This window comes from Streptomyces sp. NPDC049687 (assembly GCF_044465285.1).
GTDB lineage: Bacteria > Actinomycetota > Actinomycetes > Streptomycetales > Streptomycetaceae > Streptomyces.
This window is the reverse complement of record NZ_JBITLN010000003.1, coordinates 771,998-797,734: the sequence shown is the minus strand read 5'-3', so window position 1 is coordinate 797,734 and position 25,737 is coordinate 771,998. Positions and strand designations below refer to the sequence as shown.

Below are 25,737 nucleotides of genomic sequence, written 5' to 3'. Positions count from 1 at the left end.
CTATCGGACAAGCCCCAGCTCAGCGTCTTCCCGCAGCTTGCCCAGGGCCCGGGAGACCGCCGACTTCACCGTGCCCACGGAGACGCCGAGCACGTCGGCCGTCTGGGCCTCGCTGAGGTCCTCGTAGTACCTGAGGACTACCATCGCCCGCTGCCGGTCGGGCAGCTTCATGATCGCCCGCCACATCGCGTCGTGCAGCGCCTGCCGCTCGGCCTGGTCGTCCTCGCCGAGCGCCGGCTCCGGCTCCGGCAGCTCGTCGCAGACGTACTCGTCGACCTTGCGTTTGCGCCACTGCGAGGTGCGCGTGTTCACCAGGGCGCGGCGGACATAGCCGTCGAGCGCCCGGTGGTCCTCGATCCGCTCCCATGCGACGTACGTCTTGGTGAGCGCGGTCTGCAGCAGGTCCTCGGCGTCACTCTGGTTCGCCGTCAGCGACCGGGCGGTACGCAGCAGCACCGGCTGACGGGCTCTGACGTACGACGCGAAGGACGGGTACGGAGAAGGCCGCCTCATGCCGTTCGAAGCGCTGGTGCAGACGGGTGTGGTCATGGCTCCACGCTAGAAGCGGACCACCGTCGGGCGGATCGCCCGCAGGTCCCGAAGGCGGGTCCGCCTCAGGTTGTAGGGGTGGTGCCGGCTCCACCTCCTGAAGGTGGACGAGAGGAGGGCGACTACTACGGGACGCCCCCTGGGGGACACCGGAGGAGCTCCGCCGGGCGCCGGAGGAGTTCCGCCCGGGCGCCGGACGGATTTCAGCCGGGACGCCGGACGGATTTCAGCCGTCGGCGGTCAGGACCAGGCCGGAGGTCGGCACGCCCGTCCCCGCCGTCACGAGGGTCCGCCGCGCGTCCGGCACCTGGTTGACGGAGGTGCCGCGCAGTTGCCGTACGGCTTCCGCGATGCCGTTCATCCCGTGGAGGTACGCCTCCCCGAGCTGCCCGCCGTGGGTGTTGAGCGTCAGCCGGTCCGCCGCGACGAAGGCGGCCGCCTCGCCGGGGGCGCAGAAGCCGAACTCCTCCAGCTGCATCAGCACGAACGGCGTGAAGTGGTCGTACACGATCCCCACGTCGATGTCGGCGGGCGCGAGCCCGGAGGTGCGCCAGAGCTGGCGGGCGACCACGGCCATCTCGGGCAGGCCGGTCAGGTCGTCGCGGTAGAAGCTGGTCATCTGCTCCTGGGACCGCCCGGCGCCCTGCGCGGCCGCCGCCACCACGGCGGGCGGATGCGGCAGGTCGCGGGCCCGCTCCACCGAGGTGACGACGAGCGCCTGGCCGCCGTCCGTCTCCTGGCAGCAGTCCAGCAGCCTGAGCGGCTCGGCGATCCAGCGGGAGCCCGCGTGGTCGGCGAGGGTGATCGGGCGGTCGTGGAAGTACGCCGCCGGGTTCGCCGCCGCGTGCCGGCGGGCCGTGACCGCGACCGGCCCGAAGGCCTCCTCCGGGGTGAGCCCGTAGGTGTGCAGGTACCGCTGCGCCGCCATCGCCACCCAGGAGGCCGGGGTGAGCAGCCCGAAGGGGAGGGACCAGCCGAGCGCGGTCCCTTCGGCCGTGGGTTCGCGGTGGGTGACCCCCGAGCCGAAGCGGCGGCCCGAACGCTCGTTGAAGGCGCGGTAGCAGACCACCACCTCGGCCACCCCCGAGGCGATCGCGAGCGCCGCCTGCTGCACGGTCGCGCAGGCCGCCCCGCCGCCGTAGTGGATCCGGGAGAAGAAGGACAGCTCCCCCATCCCGCAGGCCTGCGCCACGGTGATCTCCGGGCTGGTGTCCATCGTGAACGTCACCAGACCGTCGACGTCGGCGGGCGTGAGCCCCGCGTCGTCGAGCGCCGCCCGGACCGCCTCCGCCGCCAGCCGCAGCTCGCTGCGCCCGGAGTCCTTGGAGAACTCCGTGGCCCCGATCCCCGCGATCGCGGCCCGTCCTCCGAGGTCGTCACGCGTGCGTACGCTCACGTCGTCCTCCTCACCGTGACGGTGACCGTTCCGCTGACGTGCCGGCCGATGCCGTTGTCGCCGGTGATCCGCACCACGGCCGTGTCCCCGTCCCGGACCTCTTCGACCACCCCCCGCAACACCATGGTGTCGCCGGGGTAGTTGGGCGCCCCGAGCCGGATGGCGACCTTGCGGAGCACCGCCGTGGAGCCGAAGTGGTCGGTGACGTAGCGGCCGACCAGGCCGTTGGTGGTGAGGATGTTCATGAAGATGTCCGGGGAGCCCTTGGCGCGGGCCGCCTCCGGGTCGTGGTGCACCTCCTGGTAGTCGCGCGAGGCCAGCGCGCCCGCGACGATCAGGGTCCGGGTCACCTCGATCTCGAGCGGCGGCAGCACTTCCCCCGCCTTCACCCCGTCACCCCCCGGAACACCGGCAGTGTCAACTCGTCGTCGTACCGCCGGAACTCGAGCCGCACCGGCATCCCGATCCGCACCTTGTCGTACGGCACCCCGACCACGTTGCTCACCATCCGGACCCCCTCGGCGAGTTCGATCAGCCCGACCGCGTACGGCCCCGCCGCGTCAGCGGGCTGATCGGATTCCGTGAAGGCCGGGAAGGGCGGGTGGTGCATGACGACGTACGAGAAGACGCTCCCCTCGCCCCTCGCCTCGACGGTGTCCCACTCCGGACTGCCGCAGGCATGACAGCCGGGCAGCCACGGGAAGCGGAGGGTGGCGCAGGCGGTGCAGCGCTGGAGGAGGAGACGGTGGTCGCGTACGCCCTCCCAGAAGCCGGCGTTGTCGCGGTTGACGACGGGCCGGGGGCGGCGCTCCCGCGGCTTGGGCGGGCGGCGGGCGGGGGCGTACTTGAGGATGCGGAAGCGGTGGGTGCCGACGAGGTCGGGGCCGGACCTGACGTCGGTCCGGGTGGTGACGAAGTACCCGGTGCCCAGCTTGGTGGTCTTCCGCTCCGACACCGACTCGATCACCGTGTCGAAGGTGACCTCGTCGCCGGGGCGCAGAGGGCGGCCGTACTCCTGCTCGCAGTCGGTGGCGACGACCGCCGTGCAGCCCGCCTCGTCGAGCAGGGCGAGCAGTTCCTCGTAGGGCCGGGCGCGGCCGGCGTGGCCGCCGAGGCCGCCCATGGTCCACGCCTGGAGCATGGTGGGCGGGGCGATCGCGTCGGGCCCCGTGTAGGCGGGGTTGCCGTCGCCCATGGCCTCGCACCAGTGCCGGATCATGGGCGCGTTGACGGGGTCCCGGCCGGTGCCGGAGACGGCGGCGGGACGGCCTTCGTAGGCCTTCAGGCGTGGGTGGAGCCCGTCGTCGTCCACGGATCGTCGCTCCCTTCGGGACAGCTGCCGCGACAGGTTTCTGACTGTCCGTCAGATAGCGGGAGCTGTCAAGGTCACACGGACACGCCTGCGGTGAAGGGTTACGGCGGCGCTCCGGCGACGTTCCGACAGCTTTGGCCGCTTTGGCTGCTCTGGTCGCCTTCGTCGTCTTGATCTCCTTCGTCGCCTGGCCGCTTTTCTCGCCCATCACCCCGGCTCGGCGCGTCGCACGGCTCCGAGCCGGGGGAGACCCTCTTCCCATTTTCGAACACCAGTACGACACTGGAGGCATGGCCACCACCGACCGGCACAGCACCCGGAACCCGGACCGGCCCCCGGACCGCCACCCCCGGCAGGCCTCCACGCTGGCCCTCGCCCACGCCCTGTCGGCCGCCGAACGCGGCCTCGCCGTCCTTCCCCTGTCGCGGACGAAACTCCCCGCCCTGCGCTCCCCGCACCGTCCCGAGGACCCCCCGTGCCACGGCACATGCGGCCGCTTCGGCCACGGTGTGTACGACGCCTCCACCGACCCCGCCCGCATCCGCGAACTCTTCGCCGCCGCCCCGTGGGCCACCGGCTACGGCATCGCCTGCGGCCTGCCCCCGCACCACCTCATCGGCGTCGACCTGGACACCAAGTCGGACACGGACTCCACCGGCGCCCTACGCGAACTGGCCCTGCGCCACCTCTTCACCATCCCGCCCACGATCGTCGTCCGCACCCCCTCCGGCGGCCGCCACCTCTGGCTCACCGGCCCACCGGACGTCGTCGTCCCCAACTCCGCGGGCCGTCTCGCCCCCGGCATCGACATCCGGGGCGCCGGCGGCTACCTCGTCGGCCCCGGCTCCCGCACCGCCCACGGCGTCTACGCCACGGCGCCCGGCACGGCCCACCTCGCACCGGCCCCCTGCCCCCGTCCCCTCCTGCGCCTGCTGCTGCCCCCGCCCCGCACGCCGGGGCCGGGAGCGAGGGCTGGGGCCGGGCCGGGTGGCGCGCACGGCCGGGGCCTGGTCCAGTTCGTCCTCGCGGCCCACGAGGGCCAGCGCAACACCCGGCTGTTCTGGGCGGCCTGCCGCGCCTACGAGGACGGCATCGGCGAGGCACTCGCCGACGCGCTCGTCGCGGCCGCGATCCGCACCGGGCTGACGGAACGCGAGGCCCGCTCGACGATCGCGTCGGCGGCCCGCATGGCCCGCCCTACGGCGTGAAGACCTGCTCCAGCCGGTGGATGGCACCGTCGTCACCGGTCTCGTACCGGAACACCAGGCCGGAGTCGGGGTGCGCGTCGACCCAGTCGATCAGCTCCTGCACACCGATGCGCTGGTTCTCGGTGCTGTCCGTGATCGGCGTGACGGCGGTGACGTACGCCGCCTGGTCCATGGCCCAGCGGCTCTCCTCGCCGGTGACGACGAAGGGCGCCCCGTCCGTGTCCTTCCCCGGGCAGCCCCAGACACCGTGCTGAATGACCAGGTTCACCTTGTCGGTGATGCCGTCGATCTCCTCGACGCGGTAGAGCGCGAGCTCGTCGGGGTCCACCTCGTCGGGGGTGGGGGGTTTGTCTGCGCAGGTGGGGGTGGTGGGGGCTGAGGCGGCCTTGGCGGGTGCGGTGGTGGCGGGCGCGGCGGTGACGCCGGGTCCGGCGGGCTTGGCGGGGGCACCGGTGCCGGCGGAGGGGGAGGGGGAGGCGTGGGTCGGCGAAGCCGCGGTGGTGGCCTCCGCCGCCGCGTCGGACGCGCCCCCCTCGCACCCGGTGAGCACGGCGGTCAGCGTGACGGCCGCCAGCGCGACGACGACGGGTCTGAGTCGATTGGCCTTCATGTGGGACATCCCCCCTGGTCACGGCGCGACCCAGGCGGCCACACCCCGGAGCGGGACGCTAACAACGACCCTTCTCACCCGACACCCCAGCAAGCCCTTACGTCACACAGCCGAGACAAAGCCGTGGCTCAGTGAGGACGGTGGTGACGAGACTTGCGACGGCGCTGGTTCGGCAGGCCCGTCGGGCACACGGGCGAGGGTCCCGAAGCGACCGAGGCGATGACTCGCGTGTCACTGGAGGCACTGCGCTCCTTCCGGGGGCGGCTGCCCGCCCCGCGGTTGCTCGACGTCGAGGAGTTGCGCTCGGTGAAAGCCCCGGTCCGCTGCTGAATCAGGTGCCGACATGGCCACCTTCGCGTTAGCGTGCGCCGGTGATCAGTGAAGAGGGAACGCGTCTGGGCGCGGAGGCTGCACGTCGCCTGGCACAAACAGGTCTCTACGAGTTCGAGCCGGGACTGACGGACTCCGAGTTCGCGCGCATCGAGCGCGAGCACGGCTTCGAGTTCGCGGACGATCACCGTGCGTTCCTTGCAGCCGGCCTTCCGGTCAATGTTCCGCCCGAGGAGGGGCAGACCTGGTCCAAGCCTTGGCCGGAGTGGCGCAGCGAGGACCCTGCCGGGTTGCGCGAGCGGCTCAACTGGCCGGTCGAGGGAGTCCTGTTCGACGTCGAGAACAACAGGTTCTGGTACGAGGCCTGGGGTGAACGTCCGTCCGATGCCGTGGCCGCCCTGGCCACAGCTCGGCTCCGTCTTGCAGATGTGCCGATGCTCGTACCGGTGTATGGCCACCGATACCTTCCCGCCGGCCGAGGGAGTTTCGGACATCCGGTGCTCTCGATGTGGCAGACCGACGTCATCTATTACGGGCTGGACCTGGTCGACTACATGCACCGGGAGTTCGACGAGGCGCGCGGCGACGTCGAGGAGGGGTGGAACCCGAGAGCGACGGTCCCCTTCTGGCGGGACCTTCTCTGACCCGGGGGCTCGTGGACGACAACGAGTGCCCTCAGCTTGGGAAGCTCGGGTCTTCTGGGGCGACTCCCCTGTCGTTCCCTCAGGATCTGGCACGCGAACGGCACCGCGGTCGCCTCGCGCCGGGGGTAGGCGATACCAGGACCCGACCCAACGGCGAGCCGGCCCATCACCGCTTCCCTCCGCTACCTTGGGCGACCATGAGGGTCCTGGTTATCGGTGGCAGTGGCTATCTCGGAACCGAACTGGTCCGCCAGGCCATCGCGGCGGGGCACGAAACGGCCGCGACGTTCGCCTCCCAACCCGGCAGGTCCTCGGGTGCCGCCTGGCATCGGCTCGACGTGCGGGACCCTGTGCGTGTCGCCAGGTTGATTGCCGACGTCGCCCCCTCGGTCGTCATCAACGCGTCCAGCGGCCTGTCCGACTGGGCGGTCACCGCCGACGGCGCGGTCCGCGTGGCGCTGGCTGCCGCCGAGCAAGGCTGCCGTCTGGCCCACGTCTCCAGCGACGCGGTGTTCTCCGGCGCGCACGTCCGCTACGACGAGAGCAGCCTGCCGGACCCGGTCACCCCCTATGGCGCCGCAAAGGCCGCCGCTGAGACGGCGGTGCGACTGCTGATGCCGGGTGCCGTCGTCGCTCGTACCTCGCTGATCCTCGGACGCGGGCAGTCCGGGCACGAACGCACGGTGCATGATCTGGCGGCCGGCACCCGCGACGGGGTCCTGTTCACCGACGACATCCGCTGCCCCGTACATGTCGAAGACCTGGCCGCTGCCCTCTGGGAGATTGTCGCGCAGCCCGACGCGGCCGGGGTGTTCCACCTCGCCGGGACGGATGCCCTGAGCCGTTACGACCTCGGTGTGCTCATCGCCCGGCATCAGGGACTTGATGGTGCGCAGCTTCCCGCCGGGCGACGAGCCGACACCAACCTGCTCGGAGCCCTCGACGTTCGCCTCGACAGCCGCGCAACGCAGCAGCGGTTGCGAACGAGGCTCCGCGGCGCCCACGAGTTCCTCCGCGCAGACGGCCGCAGCACCCGAAATTCCGGGGTAGGCGCAGCCCAGGGACCGGAGAGCGGCTGAGGCCAGGCCGCAGCGCTGATAGCACTCGTAGGAGTGAGACGACTCCACCCAGCCGATCTCGCAGAGATCGCAGACCACGTACTCGACCTCGAAAGCCAGGTCGGCTCAGAAGTAGGCCGCTCGGATGCGCCATCCTCTCCGCTCGTAGTAGCCGGCAGGAGGGTCGACCCAAGGCCTCGGCGGGATCGGCGGCCGGGTCCAAGTGGTAGGACTCTGAGATGCCCATCGGCGGAGCCGGTCGCGTCAGGTCGGTGTGTCAGGCCACTCTCGTGCCCAATGCGCTTCGTCAGCGAGCGGTGCCAGGGCACGGATCGCGGTTTCCTTCTCCACCATGCGGCTCTCCTCCCGGGCTGGGTGCCGTGGGTCAAAGGCCGGTCACGCGGGACTGGCGTGCCCCACTGGCGTGTGACAGCTTCGCGTAGCCCCACACACTTTCCAACTGTGGTGGTGGTCCAGCGTGGCTCATGCCGGGGCGTTCACCTGCGTTCATGGGCGGTTGACTGTCGGTGCCGGGACGGCTTCGGGTCTCGTCTGAACGACCGCGAACGCAGGTGAATGAGACGGAAAGTGAGACGGCGGGACTATGTCAGCAGGTCCGTGAATGTTCCTTGATCCACTTCTGGCGCGCGTGCCCTCAGTCGGGATGACGGGGCTTGTGGTGCCGCTCTGTCGACTCTTGGTTCTCGCCGCTTGTTGTCTCCGGGACGCTCCCCCGGTCTCGTTATCGGGTACTACAGTCTCTCGTTGTGCCGTACGTCACATGATGGCGGTGCGGGGTTGGTGGCCTGGGCGAAGGTGGTCAAGTGCCCAAGTTGCGAGATCTGGGGGGCTTCATGCACGAGATGGTCAAGGGCTCGAACGTGGCGTTGGCAGCCCTGAGTGAGAACGCCGGTTCGGTGATCGTGAGCTTGAGCTGGGTCAGCCCGACCGGTGAAGGCGATGCGGACGTGTCCGTCCTGCTGCTGGATGCGCACGGCAAGGTGCGCAGTGACAGTGACTTCTACTTCTACAACAACCCGGTTGCCGCTGACGGCAGTGTGCAACTGCTGGGGAAGACGCCGACGGAGAGCGGTGATGAGGACCGGATCAGTTTCGACCTGACCGCGGTCCCGTCCGGCATCGACCGGATCGTCGTGGCGGCGAGCCGCTACGAGGGGGCTGGCTTCGGGGAGTTGGAAGACCTGAGGGTGACATTGGCCGACGGGGGCGGGGAGAGCCTCGTCAGGTTCGCCATCGATGACGCCGGCACGGTGAGCGCGATCATCTTCGGCGAGTTGTACCGGCGTGGGGAAGAGTGGAAGTTCCGGGCTGTCGGACAGGGCTACGACACCGGGCTGGCTGGCCTGGCTACGGACTTCGGTGTCGACATCGATGATGACGCGGGCGCAGAGGAAGCGCTGAAGGACGCAGAGAGCAGCGAGCAGGCTGATACGGCGGCTCCGGCTCCGGCCTCTGAGCAGGAACCACAGGTAACGCCAGGCCTTGTTCCGGCTCCCCGTCCGCCTGGCGACGAGGTAGGGCCGAAGAAGGCGGCACGGCCTCGCACCGCGAAGAAGAAGGTCACCGTGCCCGCGGTGTCCAGGAAGTCTCTGGCGGACAATGACTCTTGGAAGCAGGCGAGGCTATTTCCGGTTTCGGTGCTCAAGAGCGACCGAGACCGGGAAATGCGCGCTACGTCGGTACTGCTGTCAGTGATGGCGCAGGTGCCGGAGTTCGGCCGGAGACTCACGGCGGCGTTCGGAGCACCGGCGGGCCGCATGGAGACGTTCACTGAGGTCTCACTGCCGCACGGCGATACACCGCGACGCCCCGACGGGGTGATCCGGGTCGAGCGGGCCGGCAAACTGTGGACCGCGCTGGTGGAGACCAAGACCAACGGCAACGGCCTCAAGCCCGAGCAGGTGCAGGCATACGTGGACATCGCCGCACGCCGTGGCTACGAGGCCGTGGTCACGCTGTCGAACGATGTCGCGCTGGAAGGCAGCCCGCTCGTCGACGTCAAGATCGACGGTCGGCGCAAGCACAAGGTTGCTCTCTGGCACCTGTCCTGGGCCGAAGTCGCCCACCAGGCACAAATGTTGATCAGGCACGAGGGCGTCGGAGACAAGACGCATGCCTGGCTGCTCCAGGAACTGCTGTACTACCTGCGCCATGAGAACTCCGGCTGCCACGGCTTCCAGAACATGGGGTCGGCCTGGGTTCCCGTACGCAACGGTATCGACGACGAGACTCTGTGCCAGGGCGACTCGCGCGCCCTTGACGTGGTCGAGAGCTGGGAGCGGCTCGTTCGCCAGATCTGCCTCAGCCTCGGTGGCGAACTCGGACAGAAGGTACTGCCCGTCCAGCGCGCCAAGCGTGGAGCCGATCCGAAAGCCCGCCGCAGCCGCCTGGCCGATCAGCTCTGCCTCACTGGCAGACTTCAGGCTGAGCTCCGGATCGAGGGCGCACCCGGAATTCTGGCGATCAGTGCCGACCTACGCACGGCCAGGCTCCGCACCTCCATCGAGATCCCCGCACCCGAGCAGGGCTACCCACTGACCTGGGCCAAACGCCTCATCCGCCGCCTGGCCGATGCCCCGGCAGACCTCCACATCGAAACCCTGGTCGACGGAGAGACCGGCGGGCCACGGGGGACGCTGGAACGGCTCCGCCCGGAGCCGGCGGACATGCTCCCGAAGAACAACGACACCCAGATCACCGGCTTCCGCCTGTCCCTGCTCAAAGGCATGGGGAGCAGCCGAGGGAACGCCGAATCCAGCTTCATCCGCAGCGTCGACGACGCTGTGCACCGCTTCTACACCACCGTAGTAGTCCACCTGGACCGTCAGACGCCCCGGCAAGCATCGTTGAAGGAACGTGCCGGAACGGGATGACGCCCGACCGTGGCCAGCCTGCCCGCGGCCACGGCTCGTGGGCAGGCTGGCCACGGGGCTCGTGCCAATTTCAAGATCTCTAGTTGGTGCGGCGGGCGGTTCGCTCCGCCGCAGGTCAGACGGGTACGAGCCCCCGGCGGAGCCGTCGTCGTCCGCGCCGCCCGCCACGTGCCCCAGGCTCGTGACCGTGCCCCCTCAACCACCAGTCAGAACGGGAACAATCACTGCTGCGACAGCCGACAGCAGGCCGCCTACAGCGAGAGCGCCATTGAACTTCTCCTTGGCCGTTGGAAAAACGGAGCGGCTCACGTCCCCGACCTTGCTGCGCAGGACGATCATCTTGAGCTTCTGCCACCGGTGCTGGCGTTTCGAGCACCCCATCAGCACGCCATAGGCGTTGTTACGGCAGTAGGTCCGCCCGTCTCGGTTGACCGCTCCGCACCAGACTGGCACCTGGAAGGCGGCATAGGCCGAGACGGCAACCGATAGAGCCACGATCACCGGGAACGCCCATTGCTGGCTCCAAGCAACGACCAAAGCCGCGGCCACCATGTAACCCCAGTACAGACGCACCACTTTCCCCATGGACACGCAGCGTAGCGACGCATATGCACATCGCATAGATGTGAATTGGTCACGCGCCTATGCGAGTCAGGCATCGTGGGCGATCAGGAAGCAGAGGGCACCAAATGACGATCATGTACCGCACAGAGCGATGCCCCGGACCGTACTGCTGGCCAGGGGCATCACAACTGCAGACATCTCACCGCGGCTTGTGCGCTTCGGGAGGGTCATTCCCTTCTTGCCCGCCGAGCTATGCGTCGGCCGCTTCGGCGACCTGGTCATCACGACCGGCGAGCGGCCGGGCGTAGTGCCGGGTCGTGACGCTCGCGTTCGAGTGGCCGAGTCGGTGAGCGGCGGTCGTCACGCCATACCGGTCGGCGACCCAGTCCCGTGCAAGGCGCGCAGATCATGCGGGGTCACGTCGGTCAGCCCGGCCGCCGACACGGCAGGGTCCAAGTACGCCTTGCGGCAATGGTGTAGCGCAGGGGCTTCCCCGCGGGCGTGGTGAACAGGAGCGCGTCATCCCCGCCGGGCAGGGTCTCCAGGTGCCGACCGAGCCGCTTCACGAGCGCCAATGCGAAGCACCCTCTTCTGATGCGACTTCGGCGTGTCTAACACCAAGGTGCCGTTTGCTTCGGCCAGGTTTTCGTCGACCAGGACAAAGCCGCCGGACACGTCAACATCCACGCGCCGCGTCCCGGCCGCCATCGCCCTCGCCCGCCACCGTGGATGTCCTGTGGGCCCTCCACCCTAAAATGGGCCAACGGGCCCCGCCACCGGCGATAGTCTGCGGACCCATCCCAGACAGGCGGTCCAATGAGCTTCGACGCAGAACGATCAGCGCGCATCGCAGCCATGCAGGAAACCGCCCGGCCCGTCTGGGAGGCGACCGGCGACAGTGACGCACTCCAGCAGTTCCTCAAAGACAACGGGTGCCACGGCGTGGAAGCCGTGTTCGTGACCATGGGACTCTTGAACTGCGATCTTGCCGGAGCTCAGCGAGCCTTCTTCAACGCCCCATGCCGCGACGCCGACCGCCGGTTCCACAACCACGCCCTGTACCTGCTCGAAGAGGCCGCCGACACCGACGCCTGACAACACCGGCGACAAACAGAGCCCCTTGAATCGGCCATTAAGACTCCGCCGACCTCTCGTAAAACCGGGCGAGACGACCGATGAGAACCTGACACGCAGTCCGTCTAACCGGGAGCAGCGACGAGGCGGCCGGGTGGCCGCTGAACAAGGAGGCGAACTCGATGGCGCGGTACCTGATCTCGTTCGACGACGGATCGATGAACTTCCCCGAGGAGGACTTCCCGGCGGTCGGCGAGGCATCCCACCGGGTGGTCCAGGAGGCCAAGGACGCAGGTGTCTGGATCTTCGGTGCCGGAGTGGACCGTCAGCAGGCGAGCATCGTGGCCACCGACGGCACGGTCACGGACGGACCGTTCCCCGAGACCAAGGCGGTCGTCGGCGGCTTCTCGATCATCGAGGTCCCGTCGCGCGAGGACGCGCTGATGTGGGCTGCGAAGATCGCCGAGGCGTGCCGGTGCGCACAGGAGGTGCGCGAGATCATGTACGACCCGGAGAGCTGAGCCACCGATCCGGACCAAAAGGTCGTGCCCCATCCGTGCCCGACCCACCGGGGAACTGCGGTGAGCAAGGGTGCCAAGCGGGCACCTCGCAATACGACGGCCCCTGACCAAATGACCTGGTCAGGGGCCGTTCGCCTGCGGAGACGGTGGGATTTGAACCCACGGTGACATCGCTGCCACGACGGTTTTCAAGACCATCCGGCTTCACTCAGCCATCCACGCTCTGACCTGCGTCTACGACACATTGCGCCCTGCTGGTCGAGCGATGTTGGCCAGAGGATGGCCACAGGGGTGCAGGGCGGGAGTTCCTCAGGCTGCGAACGGGAGTCGCTCCGGGGCGGGCGTACGGTCCGTGAATCCGTGGTCTGCCGGCCGTGCGGCTCGCTGCGCAAGCCACCCGGAGACACGTGGTCCGCCGTTCACCGCACTGCCCTCCCGGACTGTGCGGACGTACGTGAAGCCCTGGGCGAGGTAGTACCGCTGGAGTGCCTCGTTCGTCGTCCACGCGTCCAGCCGAACCCACTGGGCGCCCGCCCGGTACGCTCGTTCGCCTGCCCAGTCGAGCAACCGGCCGCCGAGGTTCTGTCCGGCGTACTCCCGCGCGACAGTGAGCTTGTTGACGAACATCGCCGGTTCGGCCAGTTCCTCGTCAGCCCACAACCCGTCCTCGGCGTCCGGAGTCAGGGTGATGGTGCCGGCAGTGGTGTGCCCGTCGCGGAGCATGAACACGGTGCCCGCTTCGATCGTGGCCAGCAGCTTGTCAGCCGGGTACGGACGGCTCCACTGATCAGATCCGAGACCGCGCAGCCAAGCTGCGGCCTCCTCACGGAAGGCCAACAGCTTGGATACGTCGTGCGGCTCTGCGGGGGTGATGATCACGTGTCTTCGCTCCGGGCGGCTAGGTTGCCGATCTCGTAGTTCATCCGGTTCAGGTCGCCCCGGAACGTCGTGATGGTGCACCGGATGGGACGGTCCGCCGAGTAACCCGTTCGCGTCCAGAGCATCACCGGAACACCCGCTCCGATCTCCAAGAGCCGCGCCTCCTCCGGGGTGGGCATTCGGGCCGCGATCTCGTCGAAGTACCCAACCTGCTCAATGCCTTGAGCAGCCAGGTACCGCGTTGTGCCCTCTTCGATGTCTCCAGGCTCAGCAAGTCGCGGCGACGCGTCGACCAGCCACGACGGATAGTAGGTGGCCTGCGTGGACCAAGGAACGTCGTCCACGTAGCGATGACAAAACCGCAATACCGTCTTCGTACTCGGTTCAATCTTGAGGCGCTCAGCGATTTCCTGCGACGCCGGCAGCATCTCGACACGAAACGTCTGGTGCGGTCGCCGCCCCGCGTTCGTCACGTCCGTGTTGTACGCATCGCCGTTCTGCGGGAACGTCAGGTTCTCGAAGCGAGACGCGTTGAGTTCGAACACCTCGTGCGACTTGACCTCGTAGCCAAGTCCCTGACTGGACGAGATCAACCCCTCACTGACCAGCAGACTCAGGCCATTGCGGATGGTGTTCCGGGACGCGTCGAAACGCTGCTGTAGGTCGTTCTCCGAAGGCAACCGCGATCCAGGCGCGTGGGTGCCGTTGACGATCTCGCGGCGCAGGATGTCGGCCACCTGCCGGTACTTCGGCTGCTGCTTCATGACCCCATCATGACGCACTCGCGCAACTTGTTGGTACATGCAGCCCCTAACCCCTTGACGCATCACTGTCCGTCGGTGCAGCATCACTGCATCAGCTTGTACCAACAAGCTGAGCAGGTGGTGCAACACCTCCAAGTGTGCCTGCCTGCCCTGACTACGCCCGGAGGAAAGCCCCAGCTCAGGCAGGGGTGAGTACGAAGGCAGCGTCTGTTCTTTGACAACTCCACACAGGGAACTGCCGGTAACCCGTGGTCCGCCTGCCCGAAGGGGTCGGAAACAAGGCGGAGAAGACCGGCGTGCCCCGTACGGCAACCCGACCGGTTCGAGTCCGGTCCGGGGCACTTCGGCCGCTGCTCAGCGGCCGCTACCGCGCATGCCGCGCGGACTTTGTCAGCCAACGGCGCGCACCCCCGGAGTAGCCGCTCCGGGGGTGCTGTCCGGGCCGTTTCACCTGCTAGGGAGACCACGACCCATGGAACACATCGTCACTGTTCAGGACGTTGTTACCGCGTTCGCCGACTGGATCGAGCCGACGGACGCGGAGCTGGACGCGATTGAGCAGGAGTCCTCGCTGATCCTGGCGGAGGTCGTCTTGCTGGACGCGCAGATCAAGGCCATGGACCACCCCGTGAACGAGGTGGACTCGCGGCGCATCCGCCGGGCCCGCAACCGGGTGCTCGCCGCTCGCCGCGATCTGACCAACCGCACGGCCGGCGCGATCGTGCCCGGCGGTGCGGCGTGAAGGCCAAGACCGTACTGCCCGCCGTCGCCATGACGGCCGTATCGATGGTGCTCACCCTCGCCGTGGTGGTGATGTGGCTGGGCACCGCGATGCCGTGGATCGTCGCCCTGGTCGTCGGACTCGGCATCGACGGGGGATGGCTCGCCACCCTCGCCTACGAGCGCCGCCTTGCCGCGCAGGGTGACCACAGCCCGACCGTGACCGCTGTGGGCTGGTTCTTCGGCATGGTCGCCACGGGCGTGCTGGTCGCTCACGCCCTGCTGGCGGAGGAGTCCGCCGGCGCGTGGCTTGCCGTGGCGTGGCTCCCGGTCGCCGCGAAGGCTCTGTGGCTGGTCCACGGACTGTGGGAACGCACCGCTCTCACCCCCGGTGCCCTCGGTGCCATCCGGGGCATCCAGCAGGAGGCCCGCGACGAAGCGGCCGTGGCCCGCGCCCGGCTGCGCGCCGAAGCGGCCACCGAGGAGACGCGGCTGACGGCCGTGACGCAGGCCGGTGCCCGCGTCGCACGCGTCCAGGCCAAGACCGCTGCCACCCTCGCCGGGGCGTGGTCGGAGCTGGAGACGGCGCGGCGGGGCGAGGACACCGGCAGGGCGCTGACCAGCGTGACGGCCCGCGTCACGCCCGACGTCACACCCACATGGGAGCTGCCCGTGTGGGGGCCGACAGAGCCCGTTCCCGCGCTGGAGGCGGGCCCCGCGCTCACAGACGCTCAGCTTGACGCGCTGGTGGACGAGATCCGGCACAGCGAGACCCCCGCTCTGTCCTACCGCGAAATGGCAGTCCGCTTCCGCACCTCTGGGCACTCCGCCTCTGAGGTCCGCCTGCGGGCCGCGTGGAAGCGCGTCGTCTGATGGGGGCGCTGCCGGTCTACCGGTGGCGCCTCGCCCCGGACGGCTACGCCACCCGCCGACAGCTCCGGGCGCGCGGCCTGCGCCCCGGCGGTCAGGACGTGGCCGCACAGCTCGAACGGCCGCGCCGCCGCCGGCCGCCGCTGGTGGCCTACCTCTACCGGGTCGACCTGGCCAAGCCGGTACGGCCCATGACCCCCGCGCGGTGGGCGGCTCTGGCCAAGGCCAACACTGCCCGCCGCACCTGCCCGCACTGCCGATGCGATGCCGGATACGTCATCCCGCCGTCGCTCGGCACGTGCGTGCCCTGCGCCTACCCCGAACCCTCCGACTCCTTGAGGAGTGCCTGACCATGGGCAAGCCCGACACCCGCAGCATCGACCGCGAGATAGCCAAGACGAACCGCAAGCTGGAAGCGGTCCGCCGGGGCGAGATGTGGGCCCTGAACAGCAGCGAGCGGCGCGCCGTCCTCGGTGCGCTCGCCGGGGGCTCGTACCGGGTCCTGCGCGGCAGGAGCACGACCCGGCAGGAGAACCGGCTGGAGTCCGTCTCGGAGCAGGCGGTCACCCGGCTGACGGCCGAGATCACCGCGCTGCACATCGAGCGTCAGCGCATCGTGCGCGAGTACGCCGCCGCCAAGGCAGCGAAGAAGTCCTCCGGGTGGTGGTGAGCATGCCGCCCACCGGCCGCCGTTGCCCCGCCGCGCACCCGGAAGACCCCACGCCCTGTGTCGGCCCGGTCGCGGTGACCGTGCTGGACCGCTTCAACGCGGGCGCGGACGGCTGTGAGCATCACGGCGCCCGCCTGCTCGCCTCCCTCGACGGTGGACGCGTCTACGCCCTCCCGCACGCCGCCCCCGGTACCGCCATCCGCGTGTTCAAGGCGGCCGACGGTATCCGCCCGTTCTGCTGGCTCGACGGCCCCCGCACCGAGCCATCCCAGCTCAGCCACGCAGAGAACCGCGCCCGCCGCGCCCGCTGAACCCTCGCCCGCCCCGCCCGCCCCGATTGCCGGGCGGGGCGCCCCCACTCGACTTCCCGCCCCCTCCGGGGCAGTCAGGAGTGCTCCCGCCATGGGTGACACCATCGTCCACCTGCACAAGAACACCGACCCGTCCCCCCAATCCGCCACCGTGACCACCCTGACCGTGGTCCCCGACCCCGCCCCGTCGGCGCCCGTGCCGCTGTGGGTCCGCTCCGGGCGCGCCATAAGGCAGGCGGTCACGCACGAGAACACCAAGACGGCCGCCCGCGCCGTCGCCCGGCACGGCCTGTACGTCGTCGGTGGGGCGAGGATCGTGGGCCGCCGCACGTGGGATGGCAAGACCGCCGCCCGCTACGAGCGGTTCATGCGAGCGGCTGAAGCCGCGGGGAACATGGACGCGGCGATGGAGTGGGAGGAGCGGGCCCAGCGCTACCGCGACGCCCGCCACCGCCGCCGCATGGACCTGCTCCACTCCCCGGTCGACGCGGCCAAGGGCGCCCTGGTCACCACCGGCATGGGCATCGGCTCTCTCGTCGCTCTCGGGGTCGTCATGGCCATCGCCACGAAGGACGTGACGGACGTCGTCACCCCGCTCATGGCCACCGTGGACTTCATCAACCTGCTCATGACGATCGTTCAGGTGGTGTGGGGGCCGGCCGTGTCCCTCGGGCCATTCCTCGCCCTGCTTGCGCTGTGGGCGGTCGGCAGCAAGCAGCAGGCCGCCCCGGCATGGGTCATGCCGGACCGGGTCCGCAACGGTGAGGGTGAGCCGATCACCCCGTCCATCGTGGTCAAGGCCCTGCGCGACCTCGGTATCCCGGCCATGCGCAACGCCATCAAGGAAATGGGGGACGCCGGCGCGTCCATGCTCTCCCCCATCGTGATCGCTGGATGCGGGGTGGAAGTCGACGTCACCCTCCCGTCCGGGGTGTCCACGAACGAGATCCAGCAGCGTCGCCGCAAGCTCGCTGAGAACCTGTCCCGGCACGAGCACGAGGTGTTCATCACCATCCCCACCGCCGCCCGCACGGTGCGGCTGTGGGTCGCCGACTCCGGAGCGCTCGACGAGCCGATCGGCCCGTCGCCGCTGGTCACCGACGAGACCCTGACCGGCGACTACGCCAAGGGCCGCGCCCCGTGGGGTCAGGACCTGCGCGGGGACGCCGCATCCATCAGCCTGTATCAGCGGCACTTCCTGATCACGGGTCTGTCCAACCAGGGCAAGACCGCCGCGCTGCGTGCGCTCGCGCTGTGGCTGGCGCTGGACCGGTCGGTGCAGTTCCTGATGGGTGACCTCAAGGGCGCCGGCGACTGGGCCATGTTCGACGGACTGGCCACCGTGCTCATCCAGGGCCCCACTGATGAGCACGTGATCGAGGTGACCGAAATGGTGGAGAGCGCGGTCGACGAGATGAACCGCCGCCTCCAGGCCCCGCCCGGAACGCAGTTCCCGCCGCTGATCGTGCTGGTCGACGAGGCGCAGGTGGCGTTCATGTGCCCGGCCGTGGACGACGAGAAGCGCCCCTACGGCGGGTCCAAGGCCAAGTCCCGGTACTTCACCGCCGTCCGCAAGATCCACAACCAGGGCCGTGCGGTCAACGTGCTGATGTGGCAGGGAACCCAGGACCCCACCGACCAGAACCTCCCCAAGCTCGTCCGCGAGGGTGCCCACACGCGTGCGTCGCTCGCCCTGGGCACCGAGTCGCAGGCCCGCATGGCGCTGGGGGACAAGGCCGTCGACGGCGGGGCGGCCCCGAACCTGCTGCGCCCCGGCCTGGACAAGGGAACCGTGGTCGTCGCCTCCGACGGCATTGAGATCCCTGCCGGGCAGGCGTCCATCACGGTCCGCACGCACTACATCAGCACCGACGACGCGCACGCGATCGCCGACCGGGCGAAGGCGCTGCGTGACGGGGTCACCACCCTGCACGCCATCGAGCGGGGCGCCGAGCGTGACCCGCTCGCCGACATCGCCGCCGCCCTCGGTGACGCGGCGCGGGTGCCGACCACCGACGTCCTCAAGCGGCTCGCCGCGCTGAACGAGGACGCCTACGGCACCTGGACGAACGGCGACCTCAAGCGCGTCCTGGACGCCCACGGCGCGGAGCCCTACAAGTCCGACGGCCGCATGGTCGTCGCCCGTGACCGCGTCCTGCGCGCACTCGCCAACCGCGACGGCGACGGTTCCGCTTCCGCCGCCGAATAGAGGGAAGCGCACCCTCCCCGAGCCAGGGAGGCAGGGAGAACTCCCTGAAAGGCTCCCTGACCCGCCTCCCTGGCCCTGACCTGCGCGAATGATCAGTCAGGGAGTCAGGGAGGCCCGCAGGTCAGCACCCCCAAAACCCCCTCCACCCGCCACCCCTCAGGGGGTGGTTCCGCCTCCCTGAACCGTCACCGGAAGGGATTCCGCATGTACCCCGAACACACCGACCACGCGCCCGCCTTACGGGCCCCGGAAGTCCACCAGCCCACCCCCATCACCCCCGCCGTGCCGTACCCGGCGTCGCTCATTCCCGTCCAGCCGCATGCCGTGCCGACGGTTGCGAGCGTTGTCCTCCCGGACGGCCGTGTCGTCACCGGCTACGCCATCCCCACCGCGCAGCCCGAACCCATCGTCACCAAGCCGGCCGTCTCGCGTGCGGCGGTGAACGTCGCCCTCGGAGGCGTCGGATTCCTCGCCGTCTGCGGCGGACTGCTGCTGCTCACCACGTTCATCACCGCACTGACCGCGCTCATCACCCAGCTCATCACCCTTGCCGCCGTCATCTTCGGCGGATGGATCGCCGTACAGGTCTTCAGCGCGAACCGCCATGGCGCGGGGACGACGGTCAACATCCACAAAGCCATCTTCAAGCGCAACCACTTCCACGGCTGACAAAGGAGCCGACATGCCCACGCCTTCAGTCAGCACGTTCACTGAGACCGCCGCTCTGTACGCCGTGCTCTGCGAGGACGACACGGAGGCCCGCCGCATCGTGCTCGACATGTTCCCCGCCGAACGAGCCAAGTTCGCTGAGCAGCTCGACACCCTCCGCGCGATGCTCACCGACCGCTTCGGCAACGACCTGTAGCTACGCCAAGGGCGACCCCCCATTCCGCCAAGAACCGGGGTCGCCCTTGTCACCCAGCACCCTCAACAGGACTGGAGACATCCAGCATGACCCATGACGCCCGTTCCATGCTGCTACGCGCAGCGCTGGACGCCGCCGAACGTGGCTGGCACGTCTTCCCCCTGCGCCCCGGCACCAAGCGCCCCGCCCTGCACGGGGAAGCGTCCTGCCCCGGCACGGGCCCCTGCGCGAGCGGTCATCTGAAGTGGGAGCAACGCGCCACGACCGACCCCGACCGCATCTGCGGCACCTGGACGCGCGGACCGTTCAATGTCGGCATCGCCACCGGGCCCTCCCGGCTGCTGGTCGTCGACCTGGACGTGCCCAAGGACAAGGGCAGTTCGGACGCGCCTGACGGCGCGGCAATCTTTCGAGCGCTCTGCGAGCGCGCCGGCCACGCCGTCCCCGCCACCTACCGCACCCGGACCGCGAGCGGCGGCGAACACCTGTACTTCACCGCCCCGACCGGCCTCCGTCTGACCAACACGGCAGGAACCATCGCCCCGTTGGTCGACACCCGCGCATGGGGCGGCTACGTCGTCGCCGCCGGATCCCACACCCCCACCGGAGCCTACGAAGCTCTCTGCGGCCCTGAGACGGCCCCTCTACCCGTCTGGCTCCAAAGCATCCTGCGACCGACCCCCAAGCCGTCTCAGACCCCCTCAGAGGCCGTTACGGGGCAATCCCGTCGATATGCGGATGTAGCACTCGCCAACGAGACGCGGAACGTCACTACGGCTCAAGTCGGGGCGCGGGAAGGGACGTTGTTCCGTGCGGCGCGCGCCCTGGGCCGGTTCGTCGCGTGGGGCGACCTCCCCCGGCACGTGGTCGAGCAGGCTCTTCAGGAGGCGGGAGAGGCGGCCGGCCTCACCGTGTCCGAGTGCCGCTCCACCCTCCGCAGCGCCCTCAACTGGTCCATCACCCACAACCAGCGCAGCGGGAGGGCTGCATGAGCACGCCTCCCCTCCCCTCCCTGAAGAGCATCACCCCCAACCCGACCGGTCCGAACGCCGCTCCACAGTCTGTGGACACACCGGCCGTGGGCGCGCCGAAGGTCGCCGCCCGCAAGGGCGTCCTAGCTGCTGTTGGCACTGACCCGACACCCGACCGACCCGGGATCCGGATCTATGCCCCGCCGGTCTACCGCCACCCCAACGACGGCGCCCGCTGGTCCAAGCGCTACGGCGACACCCCCACCGCCGCCTACGCCTGCCCCTGCGGCCACACCGCAACCGCCACCGGCCAACAAGCCGTGGCCAACCTGGTCACCGACTACGCCGCACACAAGCACTTCTGCACCGGCACCCCCGCCACGCTCCTCGAACGGAGGACCGCCGCATGACCGAGCCCACCATCGACGGCGCCGCCCTGCTCCACGAGGTGGAAGCCTTCCACCGCCGCTTCAACGTCTTCCCCACCGAAGCGGCCTACGTCGCCGTGGCGCTGTGGGACGCCCACGCCCACCTGCTCGACTGCTTCGACTCCACCCCCCGTCTGGCGTTCCTGTCCCCGGAACCGGGGTCGGGGAAGTCGCGGGCGCTGGAGATCGTGGAAACCCTCGTGCCGCAGCCCATGACCGCCGTCAATGCCTCCGCTGCCGCCCTGTTCCGGTCGGTGTCCAACCCCAACGGCCGGCCGACGATCCTGTTCGACGAGATTGACACGATCTTCGGCCCGAAGGCGGGGGACAACGAGGAACTGCGTGGCTTCCTGAACGCCGGGCACCGCCGGACCGGGGTCACCTACCGGTGCATCGGCGACGGCGGCAACCAGACCGTTCAGGCGTTCCCGTCGTACGCCGGGGTCGCGGTTGCGGGACTCGGCAACCTGCCCGACACGATCATGACCCGGTCTGTGGTCATCCGCATGCGCCGCCGGGCCCGCAACGAGCACATCGAACCCTTCCGGGCCCGTGTCCATGAGGCCGAGGGACACAGGCTGCGTGACCGGCTGGCCCAGTGGGCGGAGCAGGCCCGGGGGTTCGTCATGGGTGCCTGGCCTGACATGCCTGACGGGGTCACCGACCGGCCGGCGGACGTGTGGGAACCCCTGCTCGCCATCGCTGACGCGGCTGGCGACGACTGGCCCGAGAGGGCCCGCGCCGCGTGCGTGACACTGGTGACCGCCTCCAAGGCCAACGACAAGGGCAGTCTGGGGATCCGGCTGCTGACCGACCTGCGTGACCACGTCATGGTCGGCATCGACCGCCTTCCCACCATCGCGATCCTGGACCGGCTCAACGCCCTGGATGACGCCCCATGGGCCGACCTGCACGGTAAGCCGCTCGACAACCGGCGGCTGTCACGGATGCTCGCCGAGTACATGACGGGCGAGAACGAGCCCATCGCCTCCCGCAACATCAAGACCGCCGGGAGCGTCCTCAAGGGCTACTACGCCGCAGATCTCCGGGACGCGTGGGCCCGCTACTGCCCCCCACCCCCGGAAAGTCCGCTACCTCCGCTACCCGGCACGGAAAACCTGGCCTGACCAGCACTAACGCGGTAGCGGCTACTGGCCTGGGTTGCCGCTACCGCGCCGCTACCCATCCGCTACCGCTACCCCTTCCCGCTACCTCCCACAGGGCTCTGACCTGCGAGGTAGCGGCGGTAGCGGAAGTAGCGGACTTCCCAGAAGGCCCCTGGACGCCTCTCCCCAAGAAGGAGTCATTGCCTTGGCTGGCACCGAGAAGCTCAAGCTCGCCGAAGTCCTCAAAGAGATCAAGATGAGCCGCGCCGCGTTCTACCGCATGCGCGCCCGTGGCAAGGCCCCGAAGCTCATCAAGCTGTCCAACGGACAGCTCCGGTGCCGCCGCAGCGACTTGGACGCATGGTGGGCCGAGCACGAGATCGCAGCCTGACCATTGACCGACCGAAGGGGACCCCGCCGTATGGCGGGGTCCCCTTCCCCGTGAAGGAGCACAATGCACAGCTACAACGTGCGCATTTGGAGCGTCCGGAGGCGGCCGAGTAAGGCTGCTCCGTTCCAACTCCGATGGCAGGTCGACGGAACGGAGTATCAGGAGAAGTTCACGACCAAGACGCTCGCCGACGCCCGCCGCGCGGAGCTGCTGACCGCAGCCCGCAAGGGCGAGCCATTCGACACCGAGACCGGACTTCCGGTGTCGGAGGTGCGCGAGCGGAACCGTACGAGCTGGTACGCCCACGCCCGCTCACACGCGGCGCGGAAGTGGCCGACTGCGGCGGCGAAGCACCGTGCAAGCATCGCGGAGAGCCTGACCATTGCCACGATGGCTCTGTGCCCGACGGGGAAGGGACGCCCGGCGGACGACGTCTTGCGCCGTGCGCTCTACCAGTGGGGATTCAACGCAGGGCGCCACGACCAGGAACCGCCGGAAGCGGAAGCCAAGGCCTTGGCATGGGCGGAGCGCAACGCGCCGGCCGTGGTCGACCTGGACAGTGCGAAGCGCGTACGCATCGTGCTGGAGCACTTGGCCAAGCGGCAGGACGGCAAGCCGGCCGCCGCCAACACGTTCCGGCGCCGCCGCGCGGTGCTGAGCAACTGCCTGCGCCTCGCCGTGGAACACGAGCTGCTGCCTGGCAACCCCCTGCACCGCGTGCACTGGGAGACCCCCAAGGCGGTAGAAGAGCTGGATGTGCGCAGCGTCGCCACACCGGCGCAAGCGCGGGCACTGCTGGACGCGGTCCGCGCTCAGGGCCCGCGCGGCGCCCACCTGGTCGCGTTCTTCGCGTGCATGTACTACGCGGCTATGCGCCCTGAGGAGGTGTCCATGCTGAGCGCCGAACAGTGCGACCTTCCCGAGGAAGGCTGGGGGCGGCTCATGCTTGCCGGCGCCCGGCCGCAGGTCGGATCGGCCTGGACGGACGACGGCAAGCCGTACGAGGAAAGGCAGCTCAAGCACCGGGCCCGCCGCGCGGTCCGACCGGTGCCCATCCCCCCGGTACTGGTCGCCATCCTGCGCGCTCACCTCGAAGAGTTCGGGACCACGACCGAGGGACGGCTGTTCAGCGCCGTACGGGGCGGGCCGGTCCGGTCGCAGGAGTACGGCGCGGTGTGGAAAGAGGCTCGAAGGAAGGCGCTCACCGCTGCGCAGGTAGCCTCTCCACTGGCCGCCATCCCGTACGACCTGCGGCACGCCTGTGTGTCGTTCTGGCTCCGCTCCGGGGTGAGCCTCGCCGAAACTGCCCGCCGTGCCGGGCAGAGCGTTGCCGTACTCCAGCGCTACTACGCCAAGGTTCTGGACGGCGAGGAAGCGAGGATGAACGCCCTGATCGAGCAGGGGTTGGCGGAGCAGGAGAGCGGGTCCGAAGGGCCGTAAATCCTGGCCGCAGGTTGGCCGCACGCGCTGGTCAGAGGTGGGATACCGCCGAATCAGGGTGAGACAAGGTCACGCAGAAGGGGTGCCGCTCCGGAGAGTGGCACCCCTTCTGACCTGCAACGCTTCTTACCTGCGCGGAGACGGTGGGATTTGAACCCACGGTGACATCGCTGCCACGACGGTTTTCAAGACCGTTCCCTTAGGCCGCTCGGGCACGTCTCCCCGCGCCGTCGGTCGATGATCGGCGGCGCGGGGACAAGAGTAACGGGTGGGCGCGGGCGTGTGGGGGTCAGTTGTCGCCCGTGCGGGAGCCCAGGGTGAGTTCGACGGTGTGGGTCTTGCCGTCGCGCTCGTAGGTGATCGTGACCTTGTCGCCGGGCTGGTGGGTCCAGATCTCGCCGATCAGGGTGGGGCCGGAGTCGATCACCGAGTCGTCGAGCTTGGTGATGACGTCTCCGGGCTTGAGGCCGGCCTTGTCGGCGGGGCCGCCCGACTCGACCGCGGAGGAGCCCTGTTCGGTGATCTTCGCGCCGTTCGTGGAGTCCTCCAGGGAGACGGACGCGCCGATCTTGGCGTACACCGGCTTGCCGGTCTTGATCAGCTGCTGGGCGACGTACTTGGCCTGGTTGATCGGGATGGCGAAGCCGAGGCCGATCGAGCCGGACTGGGAGGTGCCGCCCAGGCCGCCGCTGCCGGTGGACTGGATCGCGGAGTTGATGCCGATCACATTGCCCTGGGCGTCGAGGAGCGGTCCGCCGGAGTTGCCGGGGTTGATCGACGCGTCGGTCTGCAGGGCGCTCATGTAGGAGGAGGAGCTGCCGCTGCCGTCCGAGGAGGCCACCGGGCGGTTCTTCGCGCTGATGATGCCCGTCGTGACCGTGTTGGAGAGGCCGAAGGGGGCGCCGATCGCGATCGTCGAGTCGCCCACCGCCACCTTGTCCGAGTCGCCCAGGGTGAGCGGCTTGAGGTCCGAGGGGGCGCTCTTGAGCTTGATGACGGCCACGTCGTAGCCCTGGGCGTGGCCGACGACCTCGGCGTCGTACTTCTTGCCGTCGGGGAAGGTGGCCGTCAGCTTGCCGCCGTCGACCGCGTCCGCGACGACGTGGTTGTTGGTGACGATGTGGCCCTGGGTGTCGAAGACGAAGCCGGTGCCGGTGCCGCCCTCGCCGCTGCTGGACTCGGCCTGGATGGTGACCGTGCTGGGCAGGGCCCCGCGGGCGACCGCCGCGACGGTGCCGGCGGCCCGCTTGACGTCGCCTCCGCCGACGGAGGCGGAGACGGTGGTCGAGCCGTTGTTGTCGTCGTTCTTCGCGAGGGTGTAGCCGAGGCCGCCGCCCAGGCCGCCCGCGACCAGCGCGGCGACGATGACCGCCGCGACGAGCCCGCCGCGGCCGCGGCCCTGCTTGGGAGCGGGCTGCTGGTACGAGGCGCCCCAGCCGGTCCCCCCGGCGGCTCCCGCGTCGCCGTACGCGTGCGTGCCCGCGGCGGCGCCCCCGTCGGCGTAGAGGGGGGTGGTCGGCGGGTTCTGCCAGCCGTCGGGTGCGGCGGCGGCCGGGCCTCCGGCCTGAGGAGCGGTCGGGGCGGGCCAGTCGCCCTCCGCCGCGGCCGGGGCCCCGTGCGGGGCGGTGGGCGGCGGCCAGTCGCCGACCGGAGCGGCCGGGGACGCGGGCGGGGTCTGCGGCAGAGGGGTGGTGTGCGCGCCGGCGTCGGGCGCGGGTGCCTCGTGGGCGGGTGCCTCGGGGGCGGTGGCCGAGGGAGACTCCACCGGCACGGGGGGTGCGGACGGCGCCGGGGGAACCGGGGTGCCCTCGTTGGTGCCCTCGTTCTCGGTGTTCACAGCTTCTCTCCTCGATCCACGGCTGTTGTCGTCGGTCGCACTAGGTCACGCCTGTTCACGCTTGTCGTCGACCCCGCGCGGCGGTAGCTGTGCGTGTGCTTTTGTACTGCTCAGCT

28 protein-coding genes, 2 tRNA genes and 1 pseudogene are annotated in these 25,737 nt (G+C 69.7%); 19 read left to right on the top strand and 12 right to left on the bottom strand.

All coding sequences use genetic code 11. The features are described from left to right. The 4 genes from ACIBVL_RS13615 to ACIBVL_RS13600 form a co-directional block, all read right to left on the bottom strand. A complete protein-coding gene (locus ACIBVL_RS13615; protein ID WP_399096819.1) occupies window positions 1–549 on the bottom strand; it encodes a SigE family RNA polymerase sigma factor in 549 nt (182 codons plus the stop codon). 226 nt (window positions 550–775) lie between these two features. Then, on the bottom strand, window positions 776–1,945 hold the full coding sequence (locus ACIBVL_RS13610; RefSeq protein ID WP_399096816.1) for a lipid-transfer protein: 1,170 nt from the start codon (window positions 1,943–1,945) through the stop codon (window positions 776–778). Further along, the gene (locus ACIBVL_RS13605) at window positions 1,942–2,334 is read right to left on the bottom strand and encodes a MaoC family dehydratase (protein ID WP_399096813.1); all 393 of its coding nucleotides are present in this window, start codon (window positions 2,332–2,334) and stop codon (window positions 1,942–1,944) included. Before ACIBVL_RS13605 ends, ACIBVL_RS13610 begins: the two co-directional genes overlap by 4 nt. After that, window positions 2,331–3,257, bottom strand: a complete 927-nt coding sequence (locus tag ACIBVL_RS13600; protein ID WP_399096810.1) for a bifunctional MaoC family dehydratase N-terminal/OB-fold nucleic acid binding domain-containing protein — start codon at window positions 3,255–3,257, stop codon at window positions 2,331–2,333. The genes ACIBVL_RS13605 and ACIBVL_RS13600 overlap by 4 nt, the downstream gene beginning before the upstream one ends. Before the next feature lie 290 nt (window positions 3,258–3,547). On the opposite strand from ACIBVL_RS13600, the gene ACIBVL_RS13595 reads away from it, so the two are divergent. Then, a complete protein-coding gene (locus ACIBVL_RS13595; RefSeq protein WP_399096806.1) occupies window positions 3,548–4,465 on the top strand; it encodes a bifunctional DNA primase/polymerase in 918 nt (305 codons plus the stop codon). Here ACIBVL_RS13595 and ACIBVL_RS13590 read toward each other — a convergent pair. Beyond that, a complete protein-coding gene (locus ACIBVL_RS13590) occupies window positions 4,455–5,075 on the bottom strand; it encodes a hypothetical protein (protein ID WP_399096803.1) in 621 nt (206 codons plus the stop codon). The two genes, ACIBVL_RS13595 and ACIBVL_RS13590, sit on opposite strands and share 11 nt — an antisense overlap. 371 nt (window positions 5,076–5,446) lie before the next feature. On the opposite strand from ACIBVL_RS13590, the gene ACIBVL_RS13585 reads away from it, so the two are divergent. From ACIBVL_RS13585 to ACIBVL_RS13575, 3 genes are all read left to right on the top strand, one after another. Continuing rightward, on the top strand, window positions 5,447–6,049 hold the full coding sequence (locus tag ACIBVL_RS13585; protein ID WP_399096800.1) for a hypothetical protein: 603 nt from the start codon (window positions 5,447–5,449) through the stop codon (window positions 6,047–6,049). Between the two features lie 197 nt (window positions 6,050–6,246). Then, window positions 6,247–7,128, top strand: coding sequence for an SDR family oxidoreductase (locus tag ACIBVL_RS13580; RefSeq protein WP_399096796.1), 882 nt, complete (start codon window positions 6,247–6,249; stop codon window positions 7,126–7,128). Between the two features lie 833 nt (window positions 7,129–7,961). Beyond that, complete coding sequence (locus ACIBVL_RS13575) at window positions 7,962–10,001, top strand: TerD family protein (RefSeq protein WP_399097238.1); 2,040 nt, start codon at window positions 7,962–7,964, stop codon at window positions 9,999–10,001. Window positions 10,002–10,196: 195 nt separating this feature from the next. Here ACIBVL_RS13575 and ACIBVL_RS13570 read toward each other — a convergent pair whose 3' ends face one another. Then, the gene (locus ACIBVL_RS13570) at window positions 10,197–10,586 is read right to left on the bottom strand and encodes a hypothetical protein (RefSeq protein ID WP_399096793.1); all 390 of its coding nucleotides are present in this window, start codon (window positions 10,584–10,586) and stop codon (window positions 10,197–10,199) included. A gap of 229 nt (window positions 10,587–10,815) precedes the next feature. Further along, window positions 10,816–11,270 (bottom strand): annotated as a pseudogene (locus ACIBVL_RS13565) (tyrosine-type recombinase/integrase); the annotation flags it as partial. A 111-nt stretch (window positions 11,271–11,381) separates the two neighbouring features. Between ACIBVL_RS13565 and ACIBVL_RS13560 the strand changes: the two are divergent. After that, the gene (locus ACIBVL_RS13560) at window positions 11,382–11,660 is read left to right on the top strand and encodes a hypothetical protein (protein WP_399096790.1); all 279 of its coding nucleotides are present in this window, start codon (window positions 11,382–11,384) and stop codon (window positions 11,658–11,660) included. Window positions 11,661–11,821: 161 nt separating this feature from the next. Then, window positions 11,822–12,160, top strand: coding sequence for a YciI family protein (locus ACIBVL_RS13555; protein ID WP_399096787.1), 339 nt, complete (start codon window positions 11,822–11,824; stop codon window positions 12,158–12,160). Window positions 12,161–12,298: 138 nt separating this feature from the next. Here the strand turns inward: ACIBVL_RS13555 and ACIBVL_RS13550 are convergent. From ACIBVL_RS13550 to ACIBVL_RS13540, 3 genes are all read right to left on the bottom strand, one after another. After that, window positions 12,299–12,378: transfer RNA gene (locus tag ACIBVL_RS13550), tRNA-Ser, on the bottom strand. A gap of 91 nt (window positions 12,379–12,469) precedes the next feature. After that, window positions 12,470–13,039, bottom strand: a complete 570-nt coding sequence (locus ACIBVL_RS13545) for a GNAT family N-acetyltransferase (RefSeq protein WP_399096784.1) — start codon at window positions 13,037–13,039, stop codon at window positions 12,470–12,472. Then, window positions 13,036–13,803 carry a GntR family transcriptional regulator gene (locus ACIBVL_RS13540; protein WP_399096781.1) on the bottom strand — a complete coding sequence of 256 codons (768 nt, stop codon included), beginning with the start codon at window positions 13,801–13,803 and terminating at the stop codon, window positions 13,036–13,038. Before ACIBVL_RS13540 ends, ACIBVL_RS13545 begins: the two co-directional genes overlap by 4 nt. 472 nt (window positions 13,804–14,275) lie before the next feature. Between ACIBVL_RS13540 and ACIBVL_RS13535 the strand changes: the two genes are divergently transcribed. The 13 genes from ACIBVL_RS13535 (at window position 14,276) to ACIBVL_RS13475 (ending at window position 23,784) form a co-directional block, all read left to right on the top strand. Continuing rightward, a complete protein-coding gene (locus ACIBVL_RS13535; RefSeq protein ID WP_399096778.1) occupies window positions 14,276–14,545 on the top strand; it encodes a DUF6284 family protein in 270 nt (89 codons plus the stop codon). Further along, window positions 14,542–15,396 carry a protein spdB gene (locus ACIBVL_RS13530; protein ID WP_399096775.1) on the top strand — a complete coding sequence of 285 codons (855 nt, stop codon included), beginning with the start codon at window positions 14,542–14,544 and terminating at the stop codon, window positions 15,394–15,396. The genes ACIBVL_RS13535 and ACIBVL_RS13530 overlap by 4 nt, the downstream gene beginning before the upstream one ends. After that, complete coding sequence (locus tag ACIBVL_RS13525; protein ID WP_399097235.1) at window positions 15,396–15,743, top strand: RRQRL motif-containing zinc-binding protein; 348 nt, start codon at window positions 15,396–15,398, stop codon at window positions 15,741–15,743. The genes ACIBVL_RS13530 and ACIBVL_RS13525 overlap by 1 nt, the downstream gene beginning before the upstream one ends. 2 nt (window positions 15,744–15,745) lie before the next feature. Then, entirely contained in the window at window positions 15,746–16,063 is a 318-nt protein-coding gene (locus ACIBVL_RS13520; RefSeq protein WP_399096772.1) for a hypothetical protein, read from the top strand. Between the two features lie 2 nt (window positions 16,064–16,065). Continuing rightward, window positions 16,066–16,374, top strand: a complete 309-nt coding sequence (locus tag ACIBVL_RS13515; RefSeq protein ID WP_399096769.1) for a hypothetical protein — start codon at window positions 16,066–16,068, stop codon at window positions 16,372–16,374. A 91-nt stretch (window positions 16,375–16,465) separates the two neighbouring features. Then, on the top strand, window positions 16,466–18,583 hold the full coding sequence (locus tag ACIBVL_RS13510; RefSeq protein ID WP_399096766.1) for an FtsK/SpoIIIE domain-containing protein: 2,118 nt from the start codon (window positions 16,466–16,468) through the stop codon (window positions 18,581–18,583). A 204-nt stretch (window positions 18,584–18,787) separates the two neighbouring features. Next, window positions 18,788–19,252 carry a hypothetical protein gene (locus ACIBVL_RS13505; protein WP_399096763.1) on the top strand — a complete coding sequence of 155 codons (465 nt, stop codon included), beginning with the start codon at window positions 18,788–18,790 and terminating at the stop codon, window positions 19,250–19,252. Between the two features lie 13 nt (window positions 19,253–19,265). Beyond that, window positions 19,266–19,448, top strand: coding sequence for a hypothetical protein (locus tag ACIBVL_RS13500; RefSeq protein ID WP_399096761.1), 183 nt, complete (start codon window positions 19,266–19,268; stop codon window positions 19,446–19,448). 86 nt (window positions 19,449–19,534) lie between these two features. Then, a complete protein-coding gene (locus tag ACIBVL_RS13495; protein WP_399096758.1) occupies window positions 19,535–20,440 on the top strand; it encodes a bifunctional DNA primase/polymerase in 906 nt (301 codons plus the stop codon). Continuing rightward, the gene (locus ACIBVL_RS13490) at window positions 20,437–20,829 is read left to right on the top strand and encodes a hypothetical protein (RefSeq protein WP_399096755.1); all 393 of its coding nucleotides are present in this window, start codon (window positions 20,437–20,439) and stop codon (window positions 20,827–20,829) included. The genes ACIBVL_RS13495 and ACIBVL_RS13490 overlap by 4 nt, the downstream gene beginning before the upstream one ends. Further along, entirely contained in the window at window positions 20,826–21,974 is a 1,149-nt protein-coding gene (locus tag ACIBVL_RS13485; protein ID WP_399096753.1) for a DUF3631 domain-containing protein, read from the top strand. The genes ACIBVL_RS13490 and ACIBVL_RS13485 overlap by 4 nt, the downstream gene beginning before the upstream one ends. Window positions 21,975–22,158: 184 nt before the next feature. Further along, the gene (locus ACIBVL_RS13480) at window positions 22,159–22,344 is read left to right on the top strand and encodes a helix-turn-helix transcriptional regulator (RefSeq protein WP_399096750.1); all 186 of its coding nucleotides are present in this window, start codon (window positions 22,159–22,161) and stop codon (window positions 22,342–22,344) included. 63 nt (window positions 22,345–22,407) lie between these two features. Further along, complete coding sequence (locus tag ACIBVL_RS13475; RefSeq protein ID WP_399096747.1) at window positions 22,408–23,784, top strand: tyrosine-type recombinase/integrase; 1,377 nt, start codon at window positions 22,408–22,410, stop codon at window positions 23,782–23,784. Window positions 23,785–23,919: 135 nt separating this feature from the next. On the opposite strand, the gene ACIBVL_RS13470 is transcribed toward ACIBVL_RS13475, so the two are convergent. Together ACIBVL_RS13470 and ACIBVL_RS13465 are read right to left on the bottom strand one after the other, a co-directional pair. Then, window positions 23,920–24,006, bottom strand: a tRNA-Ser gene (locus ACIBVL_RS13470). A gap of 67 nt (window positions 24,007–24,073) precedes the next feature. After that, entirely contained in the window at window positions 24,074–25,621 is a 1,548-nt protein-coding gene (locus tag ACIBVL_RS13465; RefSeq protein WP_399096744.1) for a trypsin-like peptidase domain-containing protein, read from the bottom strand. Window positions 25,622–25,737: the final 116 nt, after the last annotated feature.